The organism is Geminocystis sp. NIES-3709, assembly GCF_001548115.1.
GTDB lineage: Bacteria > Cyanobacteriota > Cyanobacteriia > Cyanobacteriales > Cyanobacteriaceae > Geminocystis.
Map to the genome: position 1 here is coordinate 614,583 of NZ_AP014821.1, position 16,601 is coordinate 631,183.

Annotated in this window: 16 protein-coding genes; 3 read left to right on the top strand and 13 right to left on the bottom strand. The window is 33.3% G+C overall.

The window, feature by feature from the left end:
- Positions 1–308 precede the first annotated feature (308 nt).
- Positions 309–944: a peroxiredoxin gene (locus GM3709_RS02540; protein WP_066115990.1), complete on the top strand. Its 636-nt coding sequence runs from the start codon at positions 309–311 to the stop codon at positions 942–944.
- Positions 945–1,348: 404 nt separating this feature from the next.
- On the opposite strand, the gene crtB is transcribed toward GM3709_RS02540, so the two are convergent.
- The 12 genes from crtB to GM3709_RS02600 form a co-directional block, all read right to left on the bottom strand.
- Positions 1,349–2,278, bottom strand: a complete 930-nt coding sequence (gene crtB, locus GM3709_RS02545; protein WP_066115992.1) for a 15-cis-phytoene synthase CrtB — start codon at positions 2,276–2,278, stop codon at positions 1,349–1,351.
- Between the two features lie 186 nt (positions 2,279–2,464).
- Positions 2,465–3,880, bottom strand: coding sequence for a 15-cis-phytoene desaturase (gene pds / locus GM3709_RS02550; RefSeq protein WP_066115994.1), 1,416 nt, complete (start codon positions 3,878–3,880; stop codon positions 2,465–2,467).
- Between the two features lie 300 nt (positions 3,881–4,180).
- Entirely contained in the window at positions 4,181–5,791 is a 1,611-nt protein-coding gene (locus tag GM3709_RS02555) for a SpoIID/LytB domain-containing protein (RefSeq protein WP_066121681.1), read from the bottom strand.
- 277 nt (positions 5,792–6,068) lie between these two features.
- On the bottom strand, positions 6,069–7,250 hold the full coding sequence (hpnI, locus tag GM3709_RS02560; protein WP_071828003.1) for a bacteriohopanetetrol glucosamine biosynthesis glycosyltransferase HpnI: 1,182 nt from the start codon (positions 7,248–7,250) through the stop codon (positions 6,069–6,071).
- A gap of 47 nt (positions 7,251–7,297) precedes the next feature.
- Positions 7,298–8,389, bottom strand: a complete 1,092-nt coding sequence (gene ychF, locus GM3709_RS02565) for a redox-regulated ATPase YchF (protein ID WP_066115996.1) — start codon at positions 8,387–8,389, stop codon at positions 7,298–7,300.
- A gap of 98 nt (positions 8,390–8,487) precedes the next feature.
- The gene (locus tag GM3709_RS02570) at positions 8,488–8,784 is read right to left on the bottom strand and encodes a hypothetical protein (protein ID WP_066115997.1); all 297 of its coding nucleotides are present in this window, start codon (positions 8,782–8,784) and stop codon (positions 8,488–8,490) included.
- 592 nt (positions 8,785–9,376) lie between these two features.
- Entirely contained in the window at positions 9,377–10,258 is an 882-nt protein-coding gene (gene crtR, locus GM3709_RS02575; protein WP_066115998.1) for a beta-carotene hydroxylase, read from the bottom strand.
- Between the two features lie 109 nt (positions 10,259–10,367).
- Complete coding sequence (locus GM3709_RS02580; RefSeq protein WP_066116000.1) at positions 10,368–10,760, bottom strand: hypothetical protein; 393 nt, start codon at positions 10,758–10,760, stop codon at positions 10,368–10,370.
- The gene (locus tag GM3709_RS02585) at positions 10,732–11,319 is read right to left on the bottom strand and encodes a Panacea domain-containing protein (protein ID WP_066116002.1); all 588 of its coding nucleotides are present in this window, start codon (positions 11,317–11,319) and stop codon (positions 10,732–10,734) included. The genes GM3709_RS02580 and GM3709_RS02585 overlap by 29 nt, the downstream gene beginning before the upstream one ends.
- Before the next feature lie 255 nt (positions 11,320–11,574).
- Positions 11,575–12,072 (bottom strand): cytochrome b6-f complex subunit IV, encoded by a 498-nt coding sequence (gene petD / locus GM3709_RS02590; RefSeq protein ID WP_066116005.1) that lies wholly within the window; start codon positions 12,070–12,072, stop codon positions 11,575–11,577.
- Positions 12,073–12,212: 140 nt separating this feature from the next.
- Complete coding sequence (gene petB, locus GM3709_RS02595) at positions 12,213–12,881, bottom strand: cytochrome b6 (protein ID WP_017295510.1); 669 nt, start codon at positions 12,879–12,881, stop codon at positions 12,213–12,215.
- 204 nt (positions 12,882–13,085) lie between these two features.
- On the bottom strand, positions 13,086–13,409 hold the full coding sequence (locus tag GM3709_RS02600) for a hypothetical protein (RefSeq protein ID WP_066116007.1): 324 nt from the start codon (positions 13,407–13,409) through the stop codon (positions 13,086–13,088).
- 122 nt (positions 13,410–13,531) lie between these two features.
- Here GM3709_RS02600 and GM3709_RS02605 point away from each other — a divergent pair, with 122 nt between their 5' ends.
- On the top strand, positions 13,532–14,044 hold the full coding sequence (locus GM3709_RS02605) for a gamma carbonic anhydrase family protein (protein WP_066116009.1): 513 nt from the start codon (positions 13,532–13,534) through the stop codon (positions 14,042–14,044).
- Between the two features lie 289 nt (positions 14,045–14,333).
- Here the strand turns inward: GM3709_RS02605 and recA are convergent, their stop codons facing one another.
- On the bottom strand, positions 14,334–15,398 hold the full coding sequence (recA, locus tag GM3709_RS02615) for a recombinase RecA (protein ID WP_066121685.1): 1,065 nt from the start codon (positions 15,396–15,398) through the stop codon (positions 14,334–14,336).
- 352 nt (positions 15,399–15,750) lie between these two features.
- Here recA and GM3709_RS02620 point away from each other — a divergent pair, with 352 nt between their 5' ends.
- The gene (locus GM3709_RS02620) at positions 15,751–16,458 is read left to right on the top strand and encodes a pentapeptide repeat-containing protein (protein WP_066116012.1); all 708 of its coding nucleotides are present in this window, start codon (positions 15,751–15,753) and stop codon (positions 16,456–16,458) included.
- Positions 16,459–16,601: the final 143 nt, after the last annotated feature.

The window sequence follows — 16,601 nt, forward strand, 5'->3', positions numbered from 1 at the left end:
AAACTGTCTATTAGCAAAGACAAGTTTGTCAATTGATTTTATGCAAATCATGAGGATAGACAAAAAATAATTTTCGAGACAAAAGTCACAAAGATTATTATTTTTAGTTTGATCACTTTAAGGATGTATTTCTATCCACAAGGCTTATTGCTATTCGATTGTATCAGTCAAGTTGACTTTTTCATTCATCCAGAAGGTAAAGATTTGTAAAGATGTGTTCAAAAAAGTTTAATTGATAAAATAAATACAGAAAAATATGACACAATTATAAATGTTCATTAATTTAAGTCAAATTTAATTTTAAACCTATGGTCTTACAATTAGGGGATGCTGTTCCTAACTTTACTCAAGCCTCTAGTATGGGGGAAATTTCTTTTTATGATTGGGCGGGAGATAGCTGGGTTGTACTTTTTTCTCATCCGGCTGATTACACTCCTGTCTGTACCACTGAATTAGGTACTGTGGCTAGTTTACAATCAGAATTTCAGAAACGCAATGTCAAAACGATCGCTCTTAGTGTGGATGGGGTAGAATCTCATAAGGGTTGGATTAACGACATTAACGAAACTCAAAATACCACTGTTAATTATCCTATTCTTGCAGATGACGATCGTAAAGTTGCAGATTTATACGGTATGATTCATCCTAACTCCTTAAATAATCTCACCGTTAGAAGTGTATTTGTTATAGATCCTAATAAAAAATTACGTTTAAGTATTACTTATCCTGCGAGCACAGGACGCAACTTTGATGAAATTTTAAGAGTTATTGATTCTTTACAATTAACGGATTATTATCAAGTCGCAACTCCGGCTAACTGGCAAGATGGAGGAGATTGTGTTGTAGTGCCTTCTATTCCTACTGCTGAAGCAAAAGAGAAATTCCCCAAAGGGGTAACAGAAATTAAACCTTATTTGCGGATGACTCCTCAACCAAATAAATAAGCGGAAATTTAAGAATTGGTAAAAACATCAACGTATTCTGACAAATACAGAGTTTACACTGTAGTAAAATCAAAAGATTTAACTTTGTCTTATGGTTTGATAATTTACTTTGCGATCGTGTGTGACGATGAAAGATGACCGTGAAATCTGCTATTTTTAAGGAAAAATAATCAATTTGGCGGTTTTTTTTGTCTATATAATATTATCTAACTTTTTGTTATAAGAATTTTGAGCTATTCAAAACAACTTCTCTATACTTTGCAAAGAAATAATTTAAACCTGAGCAAATTAAACTTGAGCAAAATAGAGAAAAAACTAGATTAATATCAAATAACAATCTTGTTAAGTATATATTCACTGATTATGACATAATTTCCTCTCCCACTAGGAGAGGTTTTTTTTGATCATAAAACTTGAGCCCTTAACCATGCTACAGGTAAATAAAGCATTTTATTAGGAGTTGGTACAAAGGCACGGCGATTAAACACATCATAGTTATTTTTGATGATGACATCTAAAATTCCTTGATACAGCATTAATGCAGACCACACAGGCCAACGTCCGTCAGGGTTTAAGGCTTTAATACCTCTTTCTGCATCTTCGTAATATTGCCTTGCTCGATCGATCTGGAATTGCATTAAGTTATACCATCGATCGTCTATTACACCGTTAAATAAATCTTCTTCGGTATAGTTAAACCTTGCTAAGTCTTCTAAGGGTAGATAAATGCGATTTCTGCTTCTGTCTTCACCCACATCTCGTAGGATATTGGTTAATTGATTGGCAATACCAAGAGCGACAGCTTCTTCTTCAGGAATATATACTGAGTGATGATACCAAGGAGCATTCAAATAAGTTTCATCAATTCCTAGAACCGCAGAAGACATTAACCCCACAGTACCAGCAACTCGATAACAATAAAGGTTTAATTCTTCAAAAGTCTCATAACGATTGCGATATAAATCCATTCTTTGCCCTGCAATCATATCTCGGAAGGGTTGAATATCCATCGGAAAACGTTGGAGAGTATCAACCAAAGCCACGTCAGGATCATCGATAGGTTGTCCTGCAAACACTGATTCTAATTGTTGCTCCCACAAATCAAGAGTTTCGGGAGTTGTCAATTTGGCTTGAGGACCATCTACTAATTCATCAGTACGGCGACACCAGACATAAATCGCCCAGATAGCACTTCGTTTCTCTTTAGGCATCAATAAAGTACCTAAATAGAAGGTTTTAGAATACTTTGCTGTCACTTGACGACAGTATTCATAAGATTCCTCTGGGGAGGCTAGGGGTTGTTTAGGTTGTAATTTTTTAGGCAGTTGCAGCATTCATCCCTGCTGAATATAGCTAAATATAAGTTTAAAAATAAGAATAATGACGATTCTATAGTATTGTCTCACTTTCTGACCCATTTTCATCATTGATTATGGGTGATAAGTAATTTATCATTGATAATTAAAATTACCTAAAGATTAGGTTTTAATTATTAACTGTCAACTGTCAACTGTCAACTGTTAAACCGTAGTAGGTTCTGGTTGTTGGAAATTAATACTAACAGGATAGTCTTTACTGATCACTTGGGCTGTTCGTTTTCCTGATAATACGGCACCTTCCATGCTTCCTAAATACTCTTGCATGGTAAAGTCTCCTGCTAAATAGAAATTACTAATGGGTGTTTTTTGGAATGGACGATAGGCTTGTCTGCCGGGTGTCGCTTTATATACCGATCGAGGGGTTTTGACTACATGGGATTTTAAAAGTTTAGCAGGGTTATCACCGTTAAAATGTTGAGGAAATAACTGTCTTAATTCTTGCATGGTGGCTTCGATAATTTCTTCATCAGATTTTGCAATCCAATCAGCCGCCGGGGCTAACACTAACTCTAACATCGATCGATCAGGGTTACTATATTCCTTACAAGTGTTACTCATATCAGCATAAACACTTAATAAAGGCGATCGAGAAAACAGTAAATGATCAATATCAGTGAGTTTTCGATCGAACCACAAATGAAGATTGATAACAGGTACACCTTCTAACCCTTCTAATTTTTGAAAAAAGGGCATTTCTTTCCATGAGGTAGGTAACATCACTTTCAAAGGATCAACTGGCATAGCAGAAACATAAACATCAGCCGTGAAAATCTCGTCTTGCGCATCATTTAATCCTCGTAATAAAAAGCCTTTGACGCTACCATCTTCGTTCAATAAAATTTCTTTCAAGGGAGCATTTAACCTTACTTCTCCACCTCTTTCCGTGACATAATCGACAATTGGTTTGCATAATCTCTCTGTAGGTGAACCATCTAAAAAAGCCATTTTTGAGCCATTTTTCTCTTGTAAGAAGCGATTTAAAGCAGTTAAAAGAATGGTAGCGGAAATTTCATCAGGATTGATGAAGTTCAACGCCTTTGACATGGCAATAAAAACTTCCTTCTCGATTCTAGGGGGAATATTTTGTTTTGCCATCCATTCAGACCAAGAATATTTATCCATTGCCTCTACATATTCTTGACCTTGCACGATCGCCGGTAACAATCCTAAACCAAATTTAATTTTTTCGCCCCACGTTAACATATCATTATTGCGTAAAATAGCAACTAAACCATTAACAGGAGCTGGAAGATCAGGAAAATCGAACCTTGAATAAGTACCGGGTTTTTCAGGTTGATTAAAGATCATTGTGTGTTCTTTCCACTGCAAACGATCTTCAATACCCAATTCATGAAATAATTCCAACATATTGGGATAAGCACCAAAAAATATATGAAGTCCCGTTTCGTACCAGTCTCCATCTTCGTCTTTCCATGCGGCAACCTTTCCGCCTAAAACATCTCGTCTTTCGAGGACAATAGGTGTATGTCCTGCATCTGCTAAGTATTTTGCGCAAGAAAGTCCTGCTAATCCTGCACCTGCTATGGCAATTCGCATCTAATTTTTTACTTTTCTACATTTTTTCTCTCTATCATTTTAGTCGCAATTCTTCACATTTCGTTACATTTTTTTAAGATTTTTTTAAAATAAATCAACTATAGCAATCCTATCTGAATCGTGAGAAATAATTATGTTCAATTAGCACTCAGCAATTAGTTATCAGCTATTGTGAAGTTAAATTTCTGACCAACATTAGTAATTGATTACTTATTCTTTAATGAAAAAAGGCTAACAGCTAAAAGCTAATCCCTTTAATTAAAAGTATCTAAAATGCTCAAAAATGGCTGATATATAGATTTAGTCAGGACGCCAAAATATAATTGAGTTGTTTAAAGGCTCAACTTTTGTGCCGGGATAGTAAAATTGTAATATTCGTTGTGCTGACCATCCCAAATTTGCTAAATTATAACTACCAAACTGACTTAATCCTACTCCGTGACCAAAACCTCCACCAACAAAAGCATATCCTGCTAGTTTATTATTTTTGTCAAAAAAGGGGTCTAAGTAAAATAGTGTACTTCTAGGGGGTGTAAAAGCACTTCTAACCTCATTTTTTGCTAAGGATACCACCCCTGAATCTGTAATCACATCCATTTTAATGATCCTACCAGATGACGATCGATTCACAATCTTCATTTCTTTGATGATTTTAAAATCTTTAAGAGGATGTTTTGTTCTTTCTAAATATTTTTGTAAATCTTTAGATAAATCTTGAATACTACTTTTGCGATTCCAACGAAATAAACTTCTTCCCGTTTCATTAAAACCGTTTTGTAAGCTAATAAATTTACGGAAATTAGCTTCAGATTCGAGGGTATTTTCTCCTAAATTCCAAACTTGTTGAGGTGAATCGATGACAGATTTAAGATAAGGACGATTTTGCCCATTCCACACATCTTCAAAATAGGATGTTATTCCCCCAGTAGTAGAAGAATATAAGGCATCTACTAATTCATTATCATAGGTTAGCACTAATCCTTTAGTTGAGGCAATGGCTTTGTCGGAAGTCGAAGAAGTACCAGTTAATCCATAGTAAACTTGACAATGAGTTGTGGCACACATTTCATAATTATCAGCTTGAAATCTACGAGTGTTACGAAGGGCATAAGTTCGAGCAATAATAGTTTGTGCTTCTGCGGCCGCCATTGGCACATTACTCCCAATTTCATGAGGTACGACACCTCGCAAATAAGTTTCTATATCGACTTTATTTACAAGGGTATAATTTCCATAAGAATTGGGTTGTAGGGTAAAAGTGCCTCCATAATTGCGCCAAGTGCCTTTGATTCCATCTTTTACTTGAATTATATTTTTGCTACTGTTTATTTCTAAGTAATTGGCTTGATAAGTATTATCATTTATTTTGAAAGAAACTATGGGCTTCTCCAATAAAATAGCGGTTTCAATATAAACATCTTGATAGCCTTTTTCTTGAATAGCACTAAGTAATAGTCTTTTTAAAAGGGGATTAGAATAAGTACTACGTTTCGCCCACACTTGCCAACGTCCGGGTTGTGTAATTTCCACATCAATACCTAAAGATTGCCAACGATTAGCAGAATCCTCTGCTGTTTCAAAAGTGCCGTAATCACCTAAGATTAATCTTTCTTCAATTAGCTTATTCGGTAATGGTTGAGCTACGATCGATAATTTTAATTGATTGGTAGTTAAAGTTTTTTCTTCTTGGTTAGAAATATTAGTAAATTTCACAGTTAGAGAGTCACCTTCATTACTTTTAAGGGTAATTTCATCTTCTAATTCATCTCCAAATCTTTGTACAATACCGACTTTTAAATCTACAGCTAAAACGGGGAGATTCGGAAAAAACAATGCACCAAGTAATAAAGGTAAAGTTAACCAAAGTTGGGGAGAGATTAAATTAAAATTGAGGCAAGAATTAAACTTCATAACATCGAGATTACTTTTACACACACCAATTACAATAGGTAAAGGATTAGTTACTTTCAAGATTATATCTTAATTGAGGTGTACTGAAAAAGTGTAATTTTTAAACTGAGGAATTTCGATGATAAAACATGAAAGTATAAAACTTTAGATAGAGAGAGTTTATAAGTAAAGAGAATAGTAAAAGGGTTAAGAATTTCGTTTGTTTAGATCAATACTTTATATATAGAAAATAAACAGCGATCGATAATCTTAATAGATTTTATTAATGAATATAAAATTAAGAATCAATACTAAGCTCGCCATTAGATTTTAAAATAAAGTGATTGTTTCCCCATTTTATTTTATTACCAAATAAAGCTATTGACCAAATATAAAATCTAATTAAATCAACAACAAAAATTAATCCTAAATACTGAATGATTGTATCATTATTAAGATATTTAAAACTTAGTTTATAATTTAATAAAAGTTTAAGAGAAAGAGTTATTATCAACACTATTAAACTAAAAAAAGAGAGGTGATTAAATAAACAAAAAATAATACTATTGATTGTACCATAAGTAAAAATCATACCTAAATATCCTTTAAATCTTTGTACTCGGATACAACGAAACCAGCGAATTTGTCTTTTTAGATAATGATTAAAAATTTCTTCAGTTATTTGATGTTTTACTATATAGTTAGATAAAACTGTTTCATAACCTAATTTTGTTGGTAAGTTTCCTAATAAAAAATCATCGGCTAAACTATTTGCTATTCTCTCAAAACTACCAATTTTTTCTAAGATTTTTTTTCTGATTAAAATAGTTGAACCAAAAGCAAATTTTACTCCTTCTAATTGTCTAGCAGTTAATACATTAGGAATAAAATTACAAGCAACTCCTAAAGATTCAATAATTCCCGTAAAATTATGACTTAAAGACTGATATAAACAAGTCACAACGCCTACTTTTTCCTGTTGCAATGGTTGGACTATTTTTTTTAAATAATCTTCTTTAACTTCTATATCACTATCAGCTATTAAAATTAAATTATAATCACAATACTTTAAACCATTAGCTAAATTACTTACTTTATAGTTATAACCAATTATCCGATCGTTCACTATTAATTTTAAATCTCGATCGGCATATCTATTAATTAGTTTTTCTACCAGTAAAATAACGGGATCATGTTTATCTCGAACACAAAAAATAATTTGATATTGAGGATAATTTTGTATAATAAAAGATGTTAAATTTTCTTCAAGATTATATTCTAAACCCCATAAAGGTTTAAGTATAGAAATAGGTGGAGAAAAATCAACATTAACCTCTTCTTTTTGGGAAAAAAAACGATAACAGGAATAAAGACTATATAGATAATAGACGATCGATCCCAAAGTTAGAATAAAAAAAACTAAAGAGAAAAAATTAATAATTAGTGATGGATAATTAATAACTAATAGTGAATTAAGCATAATTGCTTTAAATTGTCTTATATAATCAATTGTTAATTGTTCATTGGTTAAACATTGAAGCGAAATAACATCACATCTCCCTCCTTTACAATATACTCTTTTCCTTCCGAGCGAACTAAACCTTGTTCTTTTGCCGCCGCCATGCTACCAGTTTTAACTAAATCTTCATAGGCAACAGTTTCCGCACGAATAAATCCCCTTTCAAAATCAGTATGAATTACTCCGGCTGCTTGAGGTGCCTTCATTCCAGCGATGATTGTCCATGCCCTAGTTTCTGTTTCCCCTGTGGTAATATAAGTACGCAATCCTAATAATTCATAAGTTGCTTTAATCAATGACTGCAAACCCCCTTCAGTAACTCCTAGAGACTCTAAAAATTCCGCTTTTTCTTCTAAGGATAATTCTACCAACTCTGATTCTACTTGAGCTGAAACTACGACCACTTTAGCATTTTCTGAGGCGACTTGTTGTTTAACTTGCTCTACCCATTCATTACCGGTGGCTAAATCTTCATCAGTAACGTTAGCCGCATAAATCACTGGTTTGGAAGTTAGTAATCCCAACGGCTTAACAATTATTTCTTCCTCTGGGGTTAAGTTTAAAAATCTAGCAGGTTTACCATCATTGAGAATAGGTAAAATTCGCTCTAAAATGCCCATTTCTTCAGCCGCTTCTTTATTATTTTTCACCTGCTTTCTCAATCTTTCTACTCGGCGCTCAACTTGAGTTAAATCAGCTAAAGCTAATTCTAAATTGATAACTTCAATGTCTCTAATAGGATCAACTGATCCAGAAACGTGGATAATATCATCATCGTCGAAACATCTTACTACATGAACGATGGCATCTACTTCCCTAATATTTGCTAGAAATTGATTTCCTAAACCTTCCCCTTTCGATGCACCTTTTACTAACCCTGCAATATCCACAAATTCAATACGAGTAGGAATAATTTTTACAGATTTAGATATTTTAGCTAATACTTCCAAACGTTCATCAGGTACAGCTACAACTCCCACATTAGGCTCGATCGTACAAAAAGGGAAATTTGCGGCATCGGCTTTGGCGTTAGCTACTACGGCATTAAATAAGGTAGATTTGCCTACATTGGGCAATCCCACAATTCCAGCTCTTAACATAAGATATAGTTATTTTAAATATTGGTCAAGATTTTATTATTGCTTATTTAAGTGCTTATGGAAAATGAATAAAGGTTATCAATGTTGTTCGATCGTCTTTAGTCAACTATCCAAGGTGGCAAAGGATTCTCAAATTGCCAGTCCACACCAATTATGTCTTCATCTTCTTTTTCGATTAAGTACTTAGCTTGATGAAAAGCCTGATCTGCATTAATAGCAACTAAATTAGCGTCAGATCCTTCAACTCGTTGATTCTCTAATATAGTACTATACCAAGAGGCAATCCATTCTCCATTACTTTCTTCAAGAGTCAAAGTATATCTATTTCCAGTACGACTATTATCTAGGAACATACGATAACGTTTTGGAGAGTTTTCTATTTCTGAGGTTATCATATTGATAATTAATTGTTTGAAATAAATAATCAAATACTATACTAACAAAAACTGATCACTGATAATCTTAATCCAAGTTGATTAAAATTACTTATTACAAAAACGATCGAAAGCATAATTTAGTAATGTTTATGGGTAATGTCATCATATCAAAAACAACAACGAGAATATGATGAATTTTTATATCAAGCAAGATATTTAACATTTAATTGAAAACTTTTTTGCCAGATTCAAACAATATACGGCAATAATCACCAGATATGATCAATGAAAAATAAATTTTGTTGTTGGTATTTATCTAGGGGCAATCCTCATTTGGCTTAATTGATGACAAGCTGTAACTTTAATCTCCCAAAATTATGTGAGATAATGTTACAATTTTAGCCTTTTTATGTTTCTAAAAATCTTAATTTAAAAATAAAATATAATTTCCTAATTCAAAATTACAATAACCCAAAGGAGAGTCAGAGAGATAGATTTATTCAATTTATTTTAAGGCTATTAGATTCAGATTTATTTGAATAATAATTTTCTCACAACAAACTTTTGATAGTATCTTTTATCTATCTCTTGTGTCCTGACTCATATTTGATCAATGTTTATCGTGAAATCTAATACCTAAAAATATATCGTACAAAAAACTCCAAAAGTTTTTACCGTTGAGTAAGTCCAAAGATTGATCACAGCCTTTTGCGTCTAATAAGGGTTTAGTTGCATAATAGGCAGGCTCATATTTATACCAAGGAATAGAAGGCCATAAATGATGAATTAAATGATAGTTTTGTCCGAGAATTAAAAGATTCAAAACTCTACCCGGATACACTCTCGCATTTTTCCATCGATCGCGTTCTCTAAAAGGACGATGAGGTAAGTAATCAAAAAATAAACCTAACGCAATACCAACTACTAAAGCAGGTACAAACCAAAAATTCATTACATAACCTATAAAACCGTAGTTAATACCGAGAAAAACTACCGTAAAGAGAAATAAACGACTCAAAAACCATTCTAAAAGCTCATATTTTCGCCATAATTGTCTCTTGAAGAAAAAAATCTCATGGTAGAAAAACCTAGCGGCAATCATCCATAAAGGGCCTCCTGTAGAGACATAATGATCAGGATCGTTCTCAGGATCATTTACATTTGCATGGTGTTGTAGGTGAACCCTCGTAAAAACAGGAAAGGCAAAACCCAACATTAAGGCACTACCATGACCAAGAATTGAATTAATGATTCGATCGCTATGGGCGCTATTATGAGAAGCATCATGAATAACAGTACCAGACATATGTAAGGCTAGTACATTGGCACAAAAACATATCCAATCTATCCACCCCCACAAAAAATAACCCACGGTGGAAAATGTAATTAATAAAATAGCAGTAATAAACATCAGCACAGTAGGATTAAACCCTCCCGGTGCTTTTAAATATTCTCTTGGTACAGATGTCAATACAGGTGAAACCGACTGCATTGCTTTTATATGCTCCTTCTTTGAATCCGATAAATAAATTTTTTATTATGGTAGTTTACAATATTTTGTTCTTAAGGTAAAGATTTGTAAATCTTCTCATTCTAGTTATTTATTCTTCAAAGACTTCCTGAATAACTTGTTTAATTTCTTTATCTGGAGGGCGTTTAGTAAATTGTTGATGGCTATAAATCCATAAAGGCTTAATAATTTTATCTTTTTCATTAAGTAAATACATAATTCTAATTTGTCCAGATGCACCCTTAGCAATGACTATAACTAACTTATAAAATCTCCACTCTTGAGATAATTTTAAACCACTCGGTAAAGGTTCTGTTCTTGCTTGTGGCGGATAAGGATTTATAATTAATGCGTCCAAATAGTTGCTAATATTTTGACTAAATCTAATTTTTTCATCTTGAGATTTATAAGTTTTAACTAATTTCTGGAAACTTTTTTCAAAGTAAACAGTTTGTTCAAGCAAGTAGAGAGTTGAGCCATTCATTTACTTCTCCTTGCTTTATGTATTGAGGTTTATATTTTTTGTGAGAATTAATTTCCCCTTTCAAAATATGAGAAATTATTTGCTCATAATGAGGGTGATTTTGTTCAATTTCTAACAATTTTTTTTGTCCTAAAAGTTTCATATCTTCTATTGAAATAGATTCATTTGAACTAGCATAACTAGGTAAGTCTTTTCGAGCTTTTTTCCATGGAAATTCCAGATGAGTTAAATCACTCAGATAATAAGCATGGTACTGTCCAAAATATTGCCAAACTTCTTCTAAAACCGCTTTTAATTCTTCGTTGATATATTCTGGAGTAGGAATCGGTAATTGTTGGGCTTCAAATTCACTGTAAAAATGGTAAGCTGGTGGACAAACAGGGCCATAACGCCATGCTTGAATATCCTCGAGAAATAAAGGTTCATCAAATAGAGCTAAGTATAGACACTGACTATAATAGAGAAGTTTTTGTAACTTCATATTAGTCATTTGATCATCTCTACCATCTTCATAAGCCCTAATAATAAAGTATTTAGCTACTGTTAGGGGGCTAACCATTAGATTTTCCTTTGGTGGATTTGTCATTAATAATTTTATTTTAACTTGACTTAGTGGTACTTATTACTTCTTAGCTTATTCTTAATCATAAATTTTTGATAAATTATCTTTGCGTCTTTGCGTGAGAAAAATATTGATAGTTTTTGTTCAAAAAGAACCATAAAAAAGACGATCGACCCTAAAATACCTCACTAAATGAGGTTAGAATCGATCGAGAGGGGTGTATTTTAATATTTTTGAGATTCAAGTCGAAACTTAGAACAAACCCAAAGTTAAGGACTTATCAATGGGGAAGATAGAACCAGCACCTAACCAAAGAGTTACTAAAGTACCAAACAAAAATACAGTCATCGCAATGGGGCGACGGAAAGGATTTTGGAACTTGTTAACGCTTTCGATGAAAGGTATTAGCATTAAACCTAAAGGAATTGCCGCTTGACAAGCGATACCTAAGAGTTTGTTGGGTAAAACTCGCAAAATTTGGAATACAGGATATAAATACCACTCAGGTAAGATTTCCAAAGGAGTTGCAAAGGGATCAGCAGGTTCGCCAATCATAGCAGGATCTAGAATGGATAAACCAACGATTAAACCTAATGCCCCTAAAATACAGACAGGGAACATATACAGAATATCGTTAGGCCATGCAATTTCACCGTAGTAATGATGACCCATATTTTGAGCTAATTTTGCTCTTAATTTTGGATCGTTAAGATCGGGTTTTTTGATTAATTGAGAATTAGGATTAGACATGATTTAAAAATTTCCCCTCAGTTAACGGGTATATAAGAAGAAGAAACAGGATAATTTATATTTTATCCTGATTATATCTGAGCATTCTGTAACAAATGATTAACTTTAAAGACGATGGATTTCTCGACTTTAAATCTTAATTACAAAGGACCAGAAATACCTTGTTTACGGATTAAGAGGAAGTGTAATAACATGAATACTGCCATTAACCAAGGTAAAACAAAGGTGTGAATGGTGTAGAAACGGGTTAAAGTTGCTTGACCTACACTGGCACCACCTCTTAAAAGTTCTACCATTTGATCTCCAACGACAGGAATAGCCGCAGGTACACCTGATACGATTTTAACTGCCCAATAACCTACTTGATCCCAAGGTAAGGAGTAACCAGTTACACCGAAGGAAACGGTAATAACAGCCATTGTTACACCCACGATCCAAGTTAACTCACGAGGTTTTTTGAATCCACCAGTTAAGTAAACACGAAATACATGGAGGATTAACATTAATACCATCATACTGGCAGACCAGCGATGAATCGATCGAATTAACCAGCCGAAGTTAACTTCATTCATGATAAATTGAACGGAGGTAAAGGCTTCGGTAACGGTGGGTTTGTAGTAAAAAGTCATGGCAAACCCAGTTGCAAACTGAATTAAGAAGCAAGTTAGGGTAATTCCGCCTAAGCAATAAAAAATATTGACATGGGGGGGAACATATTTGCTACTAATATCATCGGAAATCGCATCTACTTCGAGGCGATCGTTAAACCATTTATAAACAGGAGAATCGGTTACTTGTTTAGTAAACATTAAGCCGTGAACTAGGAATTATTATGTACAGTGTTTTTTGTAATTTGGGATAACGATAAATCTCAGTTTAGTTAAAGATTTAAGGTTATAGTTAGTCAATGGAATTATATCATGACGTTGTAGCAAGACTAGGGATTCATTACGATCGTCAACAATTAATCAAATTCTCAGACTTACTACATAAAATTTAACATATTTTGCTCATTAAAAACTTGGTAATGAAATTAGTTTAGCAACGGCGGTTAATAATCCTGTCACCAGTATTCCTACGATACTCAAAAAGCCTATAGTCAAAGTATTCAGACGAGTATCTAAACCTTCCATTCTTTTATCTACTCCATCAATCCTTTTATCGATGGATTCCATGCGCTTATTTGATTCCTCATTCTGGACTTTCAATTTCTCTATATCAATTTTAATTTCTGTAACATCTGATTGAACTCGATCAATTTTATTTTCTAGAGGTTCAATTTTATTCTCTAGTCTTGTTAATACATCAACTAAATTTACTTCGACAATTTGAGTCATAATAGTATAGTGTTGATTTACTAAAGGTTGAGGATAGTTACCGCTATCCCTTCCTTATATTTTATACTTTAATTATTATTTGTTACAATGCCGAAGATGTGGAGATTTATCTAAATACTGCGATGAAATTGTTAAGAAATATTGATTTTCCTGAGAGTGCGTTTATTGCGGATAATGCCTCGATTATGGGAGATGTGGAAATAGGAAGGGGATCGAGTATTTGGTATAGTGCTGTAGTAAGGGGAGATGTGGAAAAAATTTCGATCGGATCTTATACTAATATTCAAGATGGAGCAGTATTACACGGAGATCCTAATAAAGTAACGATTTTAGAAGATTATGTGACGATCGGACATAAAGCTGTAATTCACTCTGCCCATATCAAAACAGGTTGTTTAATTGGAATTGGCTCGATCGTTTTAGATGGTGTTACCGTAGGAGAGGGATCAATCATTGGAGCAGGTTGTGTTGTAACAAAAGATGTTGAGCCTCGATCTTTAATGGTTGGTATCCCAGCAAAAAAGCTCAGAGAAATTGGAGAAGATGAAGCACAAGATTTAATTAATCACGCTAAAAAATATTATCAACTTGCCTTATATCATGGTGGAAAAAGTGATAATAAGGGATTTTATTAAGTTATCTGAAATTGGTTCGAGCATTAGATTAATTGCATCCTTTAAATATGAGATCGCCTCCTGTTTAGTATCTCCAAAAGATGAAACAAAACTTAATTTTGGACAAGTTGCCGTATAAGTTTCCGTTTCCTCATCCCATTCAACAATCGCTCTAACTATCATAATTAATTTTTAGTTTATTTATTTTATCAATATTATAAATAACTAATAGCGATCGCATATTACCCTGTCCACCTGTATCCTATCTCCTTTCTTAACCGATAATTTTATAACTCACTCAGGTAATTATTTACTCATCGATCGAGGTAAAATCTTCTTCAGAATCATCACTAGCCGTCTCAAAACTGACATTATTAATCTCTAATTCAGCTTTTACTTTTTGCTCGATCTCACTAGCAATTTCAGGATTCTCCTCTAAATATTTAACTGCATTATCTCGCCCTTGGGCAATATTATCGCCATTGTAACTATACCAAGCCCCTTTACGAGTAACAGTATTAGTTTTTTCGGCTAAATCCAATAAACAACCAACACGGGAAATACCTGAACCGAAAATAATATCAAATTCTGCAATACGAAAAGGAGGTGCAACTTTATTTTTTGCAACCTTGACTTTCGCCCTAATACCATACTCCCCTTCACTACCTTTTTTCAAAGTTTGTATCCGACGAATATCCAACCTTACGGAAGCATAGAATTTGAGAGCAGTACCACCTGTTGTAACTTCTGGACTACCGTAACTAATACCAATTTTTTGACGTAATTGGTTGAGAAAAATAACAGTAGAACCCGATTTACCTATATTTCCGGCCACTTTTCTTAAGGCTTTACTCATCAAACGTGCTTGTAAACCTACCTGTAAATCTCCCATTTCTCCCTCGATTTCTGCACGAGGTACTAGGGCTGCAACAGAATCAATTACTACTATATCAACAGCCGAACTGCGTACTAATTGATCCACGATTTCAAGGGCGGATTCTCCATTATCAGGTTGGGCTACCAATAAATTGTCAATGTCCACCCCCAAAGCGGCAGAGTAAGTTGGATCTAAGGCGTGTTCAGCATCAACGAAAGCCGCAATGCCTCCAGCTTTTTGCACCTCTGCGATCGCATGAAGTGCTAGAGTCGTTTTTCCAGAACTTTCAGGTCCATAGATTTCAATAATACGTCCTTTAGGTAAACCACCACCTAAAGCAAGATCAAGGGTTAAAGCACCACTAGAGATAGTTTCTATCTTCATTTTGGTAGCATCACCAAGACGCATAATTGAACCCTTGCCAAAATTACGTTCTATTTGAGTTAAAACAATATTTAATGCTTTTTCTTTATCAGATTTATCAGAATTTTGAGCCATTGTACTGGTAGCCATAAGCTGATTTTTATTTAACTTTGTTAATAATAATTGAATCTAGTATCTATGTCACAAATCTTCAACTTTTAGTACATAGGTATTAACATATTAACTTATTTTTGGAAGAATGGGGTAAAGTTTTACAAAAAGTTAAGAAAATTTAAAATTAGAAAGTATAAATCACAAATATTTTTCTCCAATCGTAGCCAAAGAAGTAAGTGAATAGGCACAAATGAGTTAATATTCTCAATTATTCGGTTTGTTCACCACATCTTCATTTCTCCACAAGATCTTCACAATCATAGGCGTAAATAGAAATAACGAACAAGAAATTCTTTAAGAGGAAAGTTAAGAGATGACTAATCAACTACATTTACAGTATATTACTTCCTTGTCAGCTACAGAATGGAATACTTGGAGACAAAAAAATCCTCAAATCGTACCAGATTTAAGAAAAGCAGACTTAAGTCGTTTAAATTTGAGTAATTTTAATCTCAAAGAAGCGAATTTAATAGAAGTTGATCTCAGTCAAGCTACTCTTATTAAAACTAATTTATCTAAAGCTAGTTTATCCAAGGCTAATTTTACCAGAGTATATAGTCGAGATGCTAATGTAAGTTTAGCTAATTTACAAGATGCTAACTTTTTTGGGGCTTATTTTACTGGTGCTGACTTTAGTAGATCTTGTTTATCAGGTGCTAATTTTCAAGAGGCTAATTGTTCAGACTCTTTTTTTATAACTTCTGATTTAACCTATGCTAATTTATCTCGTGGTATTTTTCGGGGTGTAAGTTTCATGGAAGCAAATCTTAATAATGCTGACTTAAAAGAAACCGCTTTGAATCAAGGGGATTTTACTTTAGCCAAAGCTTATAATAGTGATTTTAGTAAAGCTACTTTAACCAATATTATTATTGAAGATTGGAAGATCAACAATCAAACTAAATTTAATCTAGTAATCTGTGATCATCTTTTCTTGAGAAGTCAACAAAGAATTAGTAGCGATAATCAAATTTTTCCAGATACCGCCAAATTTTTAGAGTTTGCGGTAAATACACACTAAATTGTATAAGTTTAGATAAATCTAATTTTTTTTTGAATAGGGTAATACCAAAAACGTAATAGAGAATAATTTTAGCCTTTTTTTAACAACTTTAAAATATATAAATTTTATTTATTTGAATTTTTTAAATTAGTAAAATAGTA

What these genes read in the sequence shown, in the direction of transcription:
- GM3709_RS02540 (WP_066115990.1), top strand. Translation starts at nt 309, where the DNA reads ATGGTCTTACAATTAGGGGATGCTGTTCCTAACTTTACTCAAGCCTCT.
- crtB (WP_066115992.1), bottom strand. Translation starts at nt 2,278, where the DNA reads ATGCTGCAACTGCCTAAAAAATTACAACCTAAACAACCCCTAGCCTCC.
- pds (WP_066115994.1), bottom strand. Translation starts at nt 3,880, where the DNA reads ATGCGAATTGCCATAGCAGGTGCAGGATTAGCAGGACTTTCTTGCGCA.
- GM3709_RS02555 (WP_066121681.1), bottom strand. Translation starts at nt 5,791, where the DNA reads ATGAAGTTTAATTCTTGCCTCAATTTTAATTTAATCTCTCCCCAACTT.
- hpnI (WP_071828003.1), bottom strand. Translation starts at nt 7,250, where the DNA reads ATGCTTAATTCACTATTAGTTATTAATTATCCATCACTAATTATTAAT.
- ychF (WP_066115996.1), bottom strand. Translation starts at nt 8,389, where the DNA reads ATGTTAAGAGCTGGAATTGTGGGATTGCCCAATGTAGGCAAATCTACC.
- GM3709_RS02570 (WP_066115997.1), bottom strand. Translation starts at nt 8,784, where the DNA reads ATGATAACCTCAGAAATAGAAAACTCTCCAAAACGTTATCGTATGTTC.
- crtR (WP_066115998.1), bottom strand. Translation starts at nt 10,258, where the DNA reads ATGCAGTCGGTTTCACCTGTATTGACATCTGTACCAAGAGAATATTTA.
- GM3709_RS02580 (WP_066116000.1), bottom strand. Translation starts at nt 10,760, where the DNA reads ATGAATGGCTCAACTCTCTACTTGCTTGAACAAACTGTTTACTTTGAA.
- GM3709_RS02585 (WP_066116002.1), bottom strand. Translation starts at nt 11,319, where the DNA reads ATGGTTAGCCCCCTAACAGTAGCTAAATACTTTATTATTAGGGCTTAT.
- petD (WP_066116005.1), bottom strand. Translation starts at nt 12,072, where the DNA reads ATGTCTAATCCTAATTCTCAATTAATCAAAAAACCCGATCTTAACGAT.
- petB (WP_017295510.1), bottom strand. Translation starts at nt 12,881, where the DNA reads ATGTTTACTAAACAAGTAACCGATTCTCCTGTTTATAAATGGTTTAAC.
- GM3709_RS02600 (WP_066116007.1), bottom strand. Translation starts at nt 13,409, where the DNA reads ATGACTCAAATTGTCGAAGTAAATTTAGTTGATGTATTAACAAGACTA.
- GM3709_RS02605 (WP_066116009.1), top strand. Translation starts at nt 13,532, where the DNA reads ATGAAATTGTTAAGAAATATTGATTTTCCTGAGAGTGCGTTTATTGCG.
- recA (WP_066121685.1), bottom strand. Translation starts at nt 15,398, where the DNA reads ATGGCTCAAAATTCTGATAAATCTGATAAAGAAAAAGCATTAAATATT.
- GM3709_RS02620 (WP_066116012.1), top strand. Translation starts at nt 15,751, where the DNA reads ATGACTAATCAACTACATTTACAGTATATTACTTCCTTGTCAGCTACA.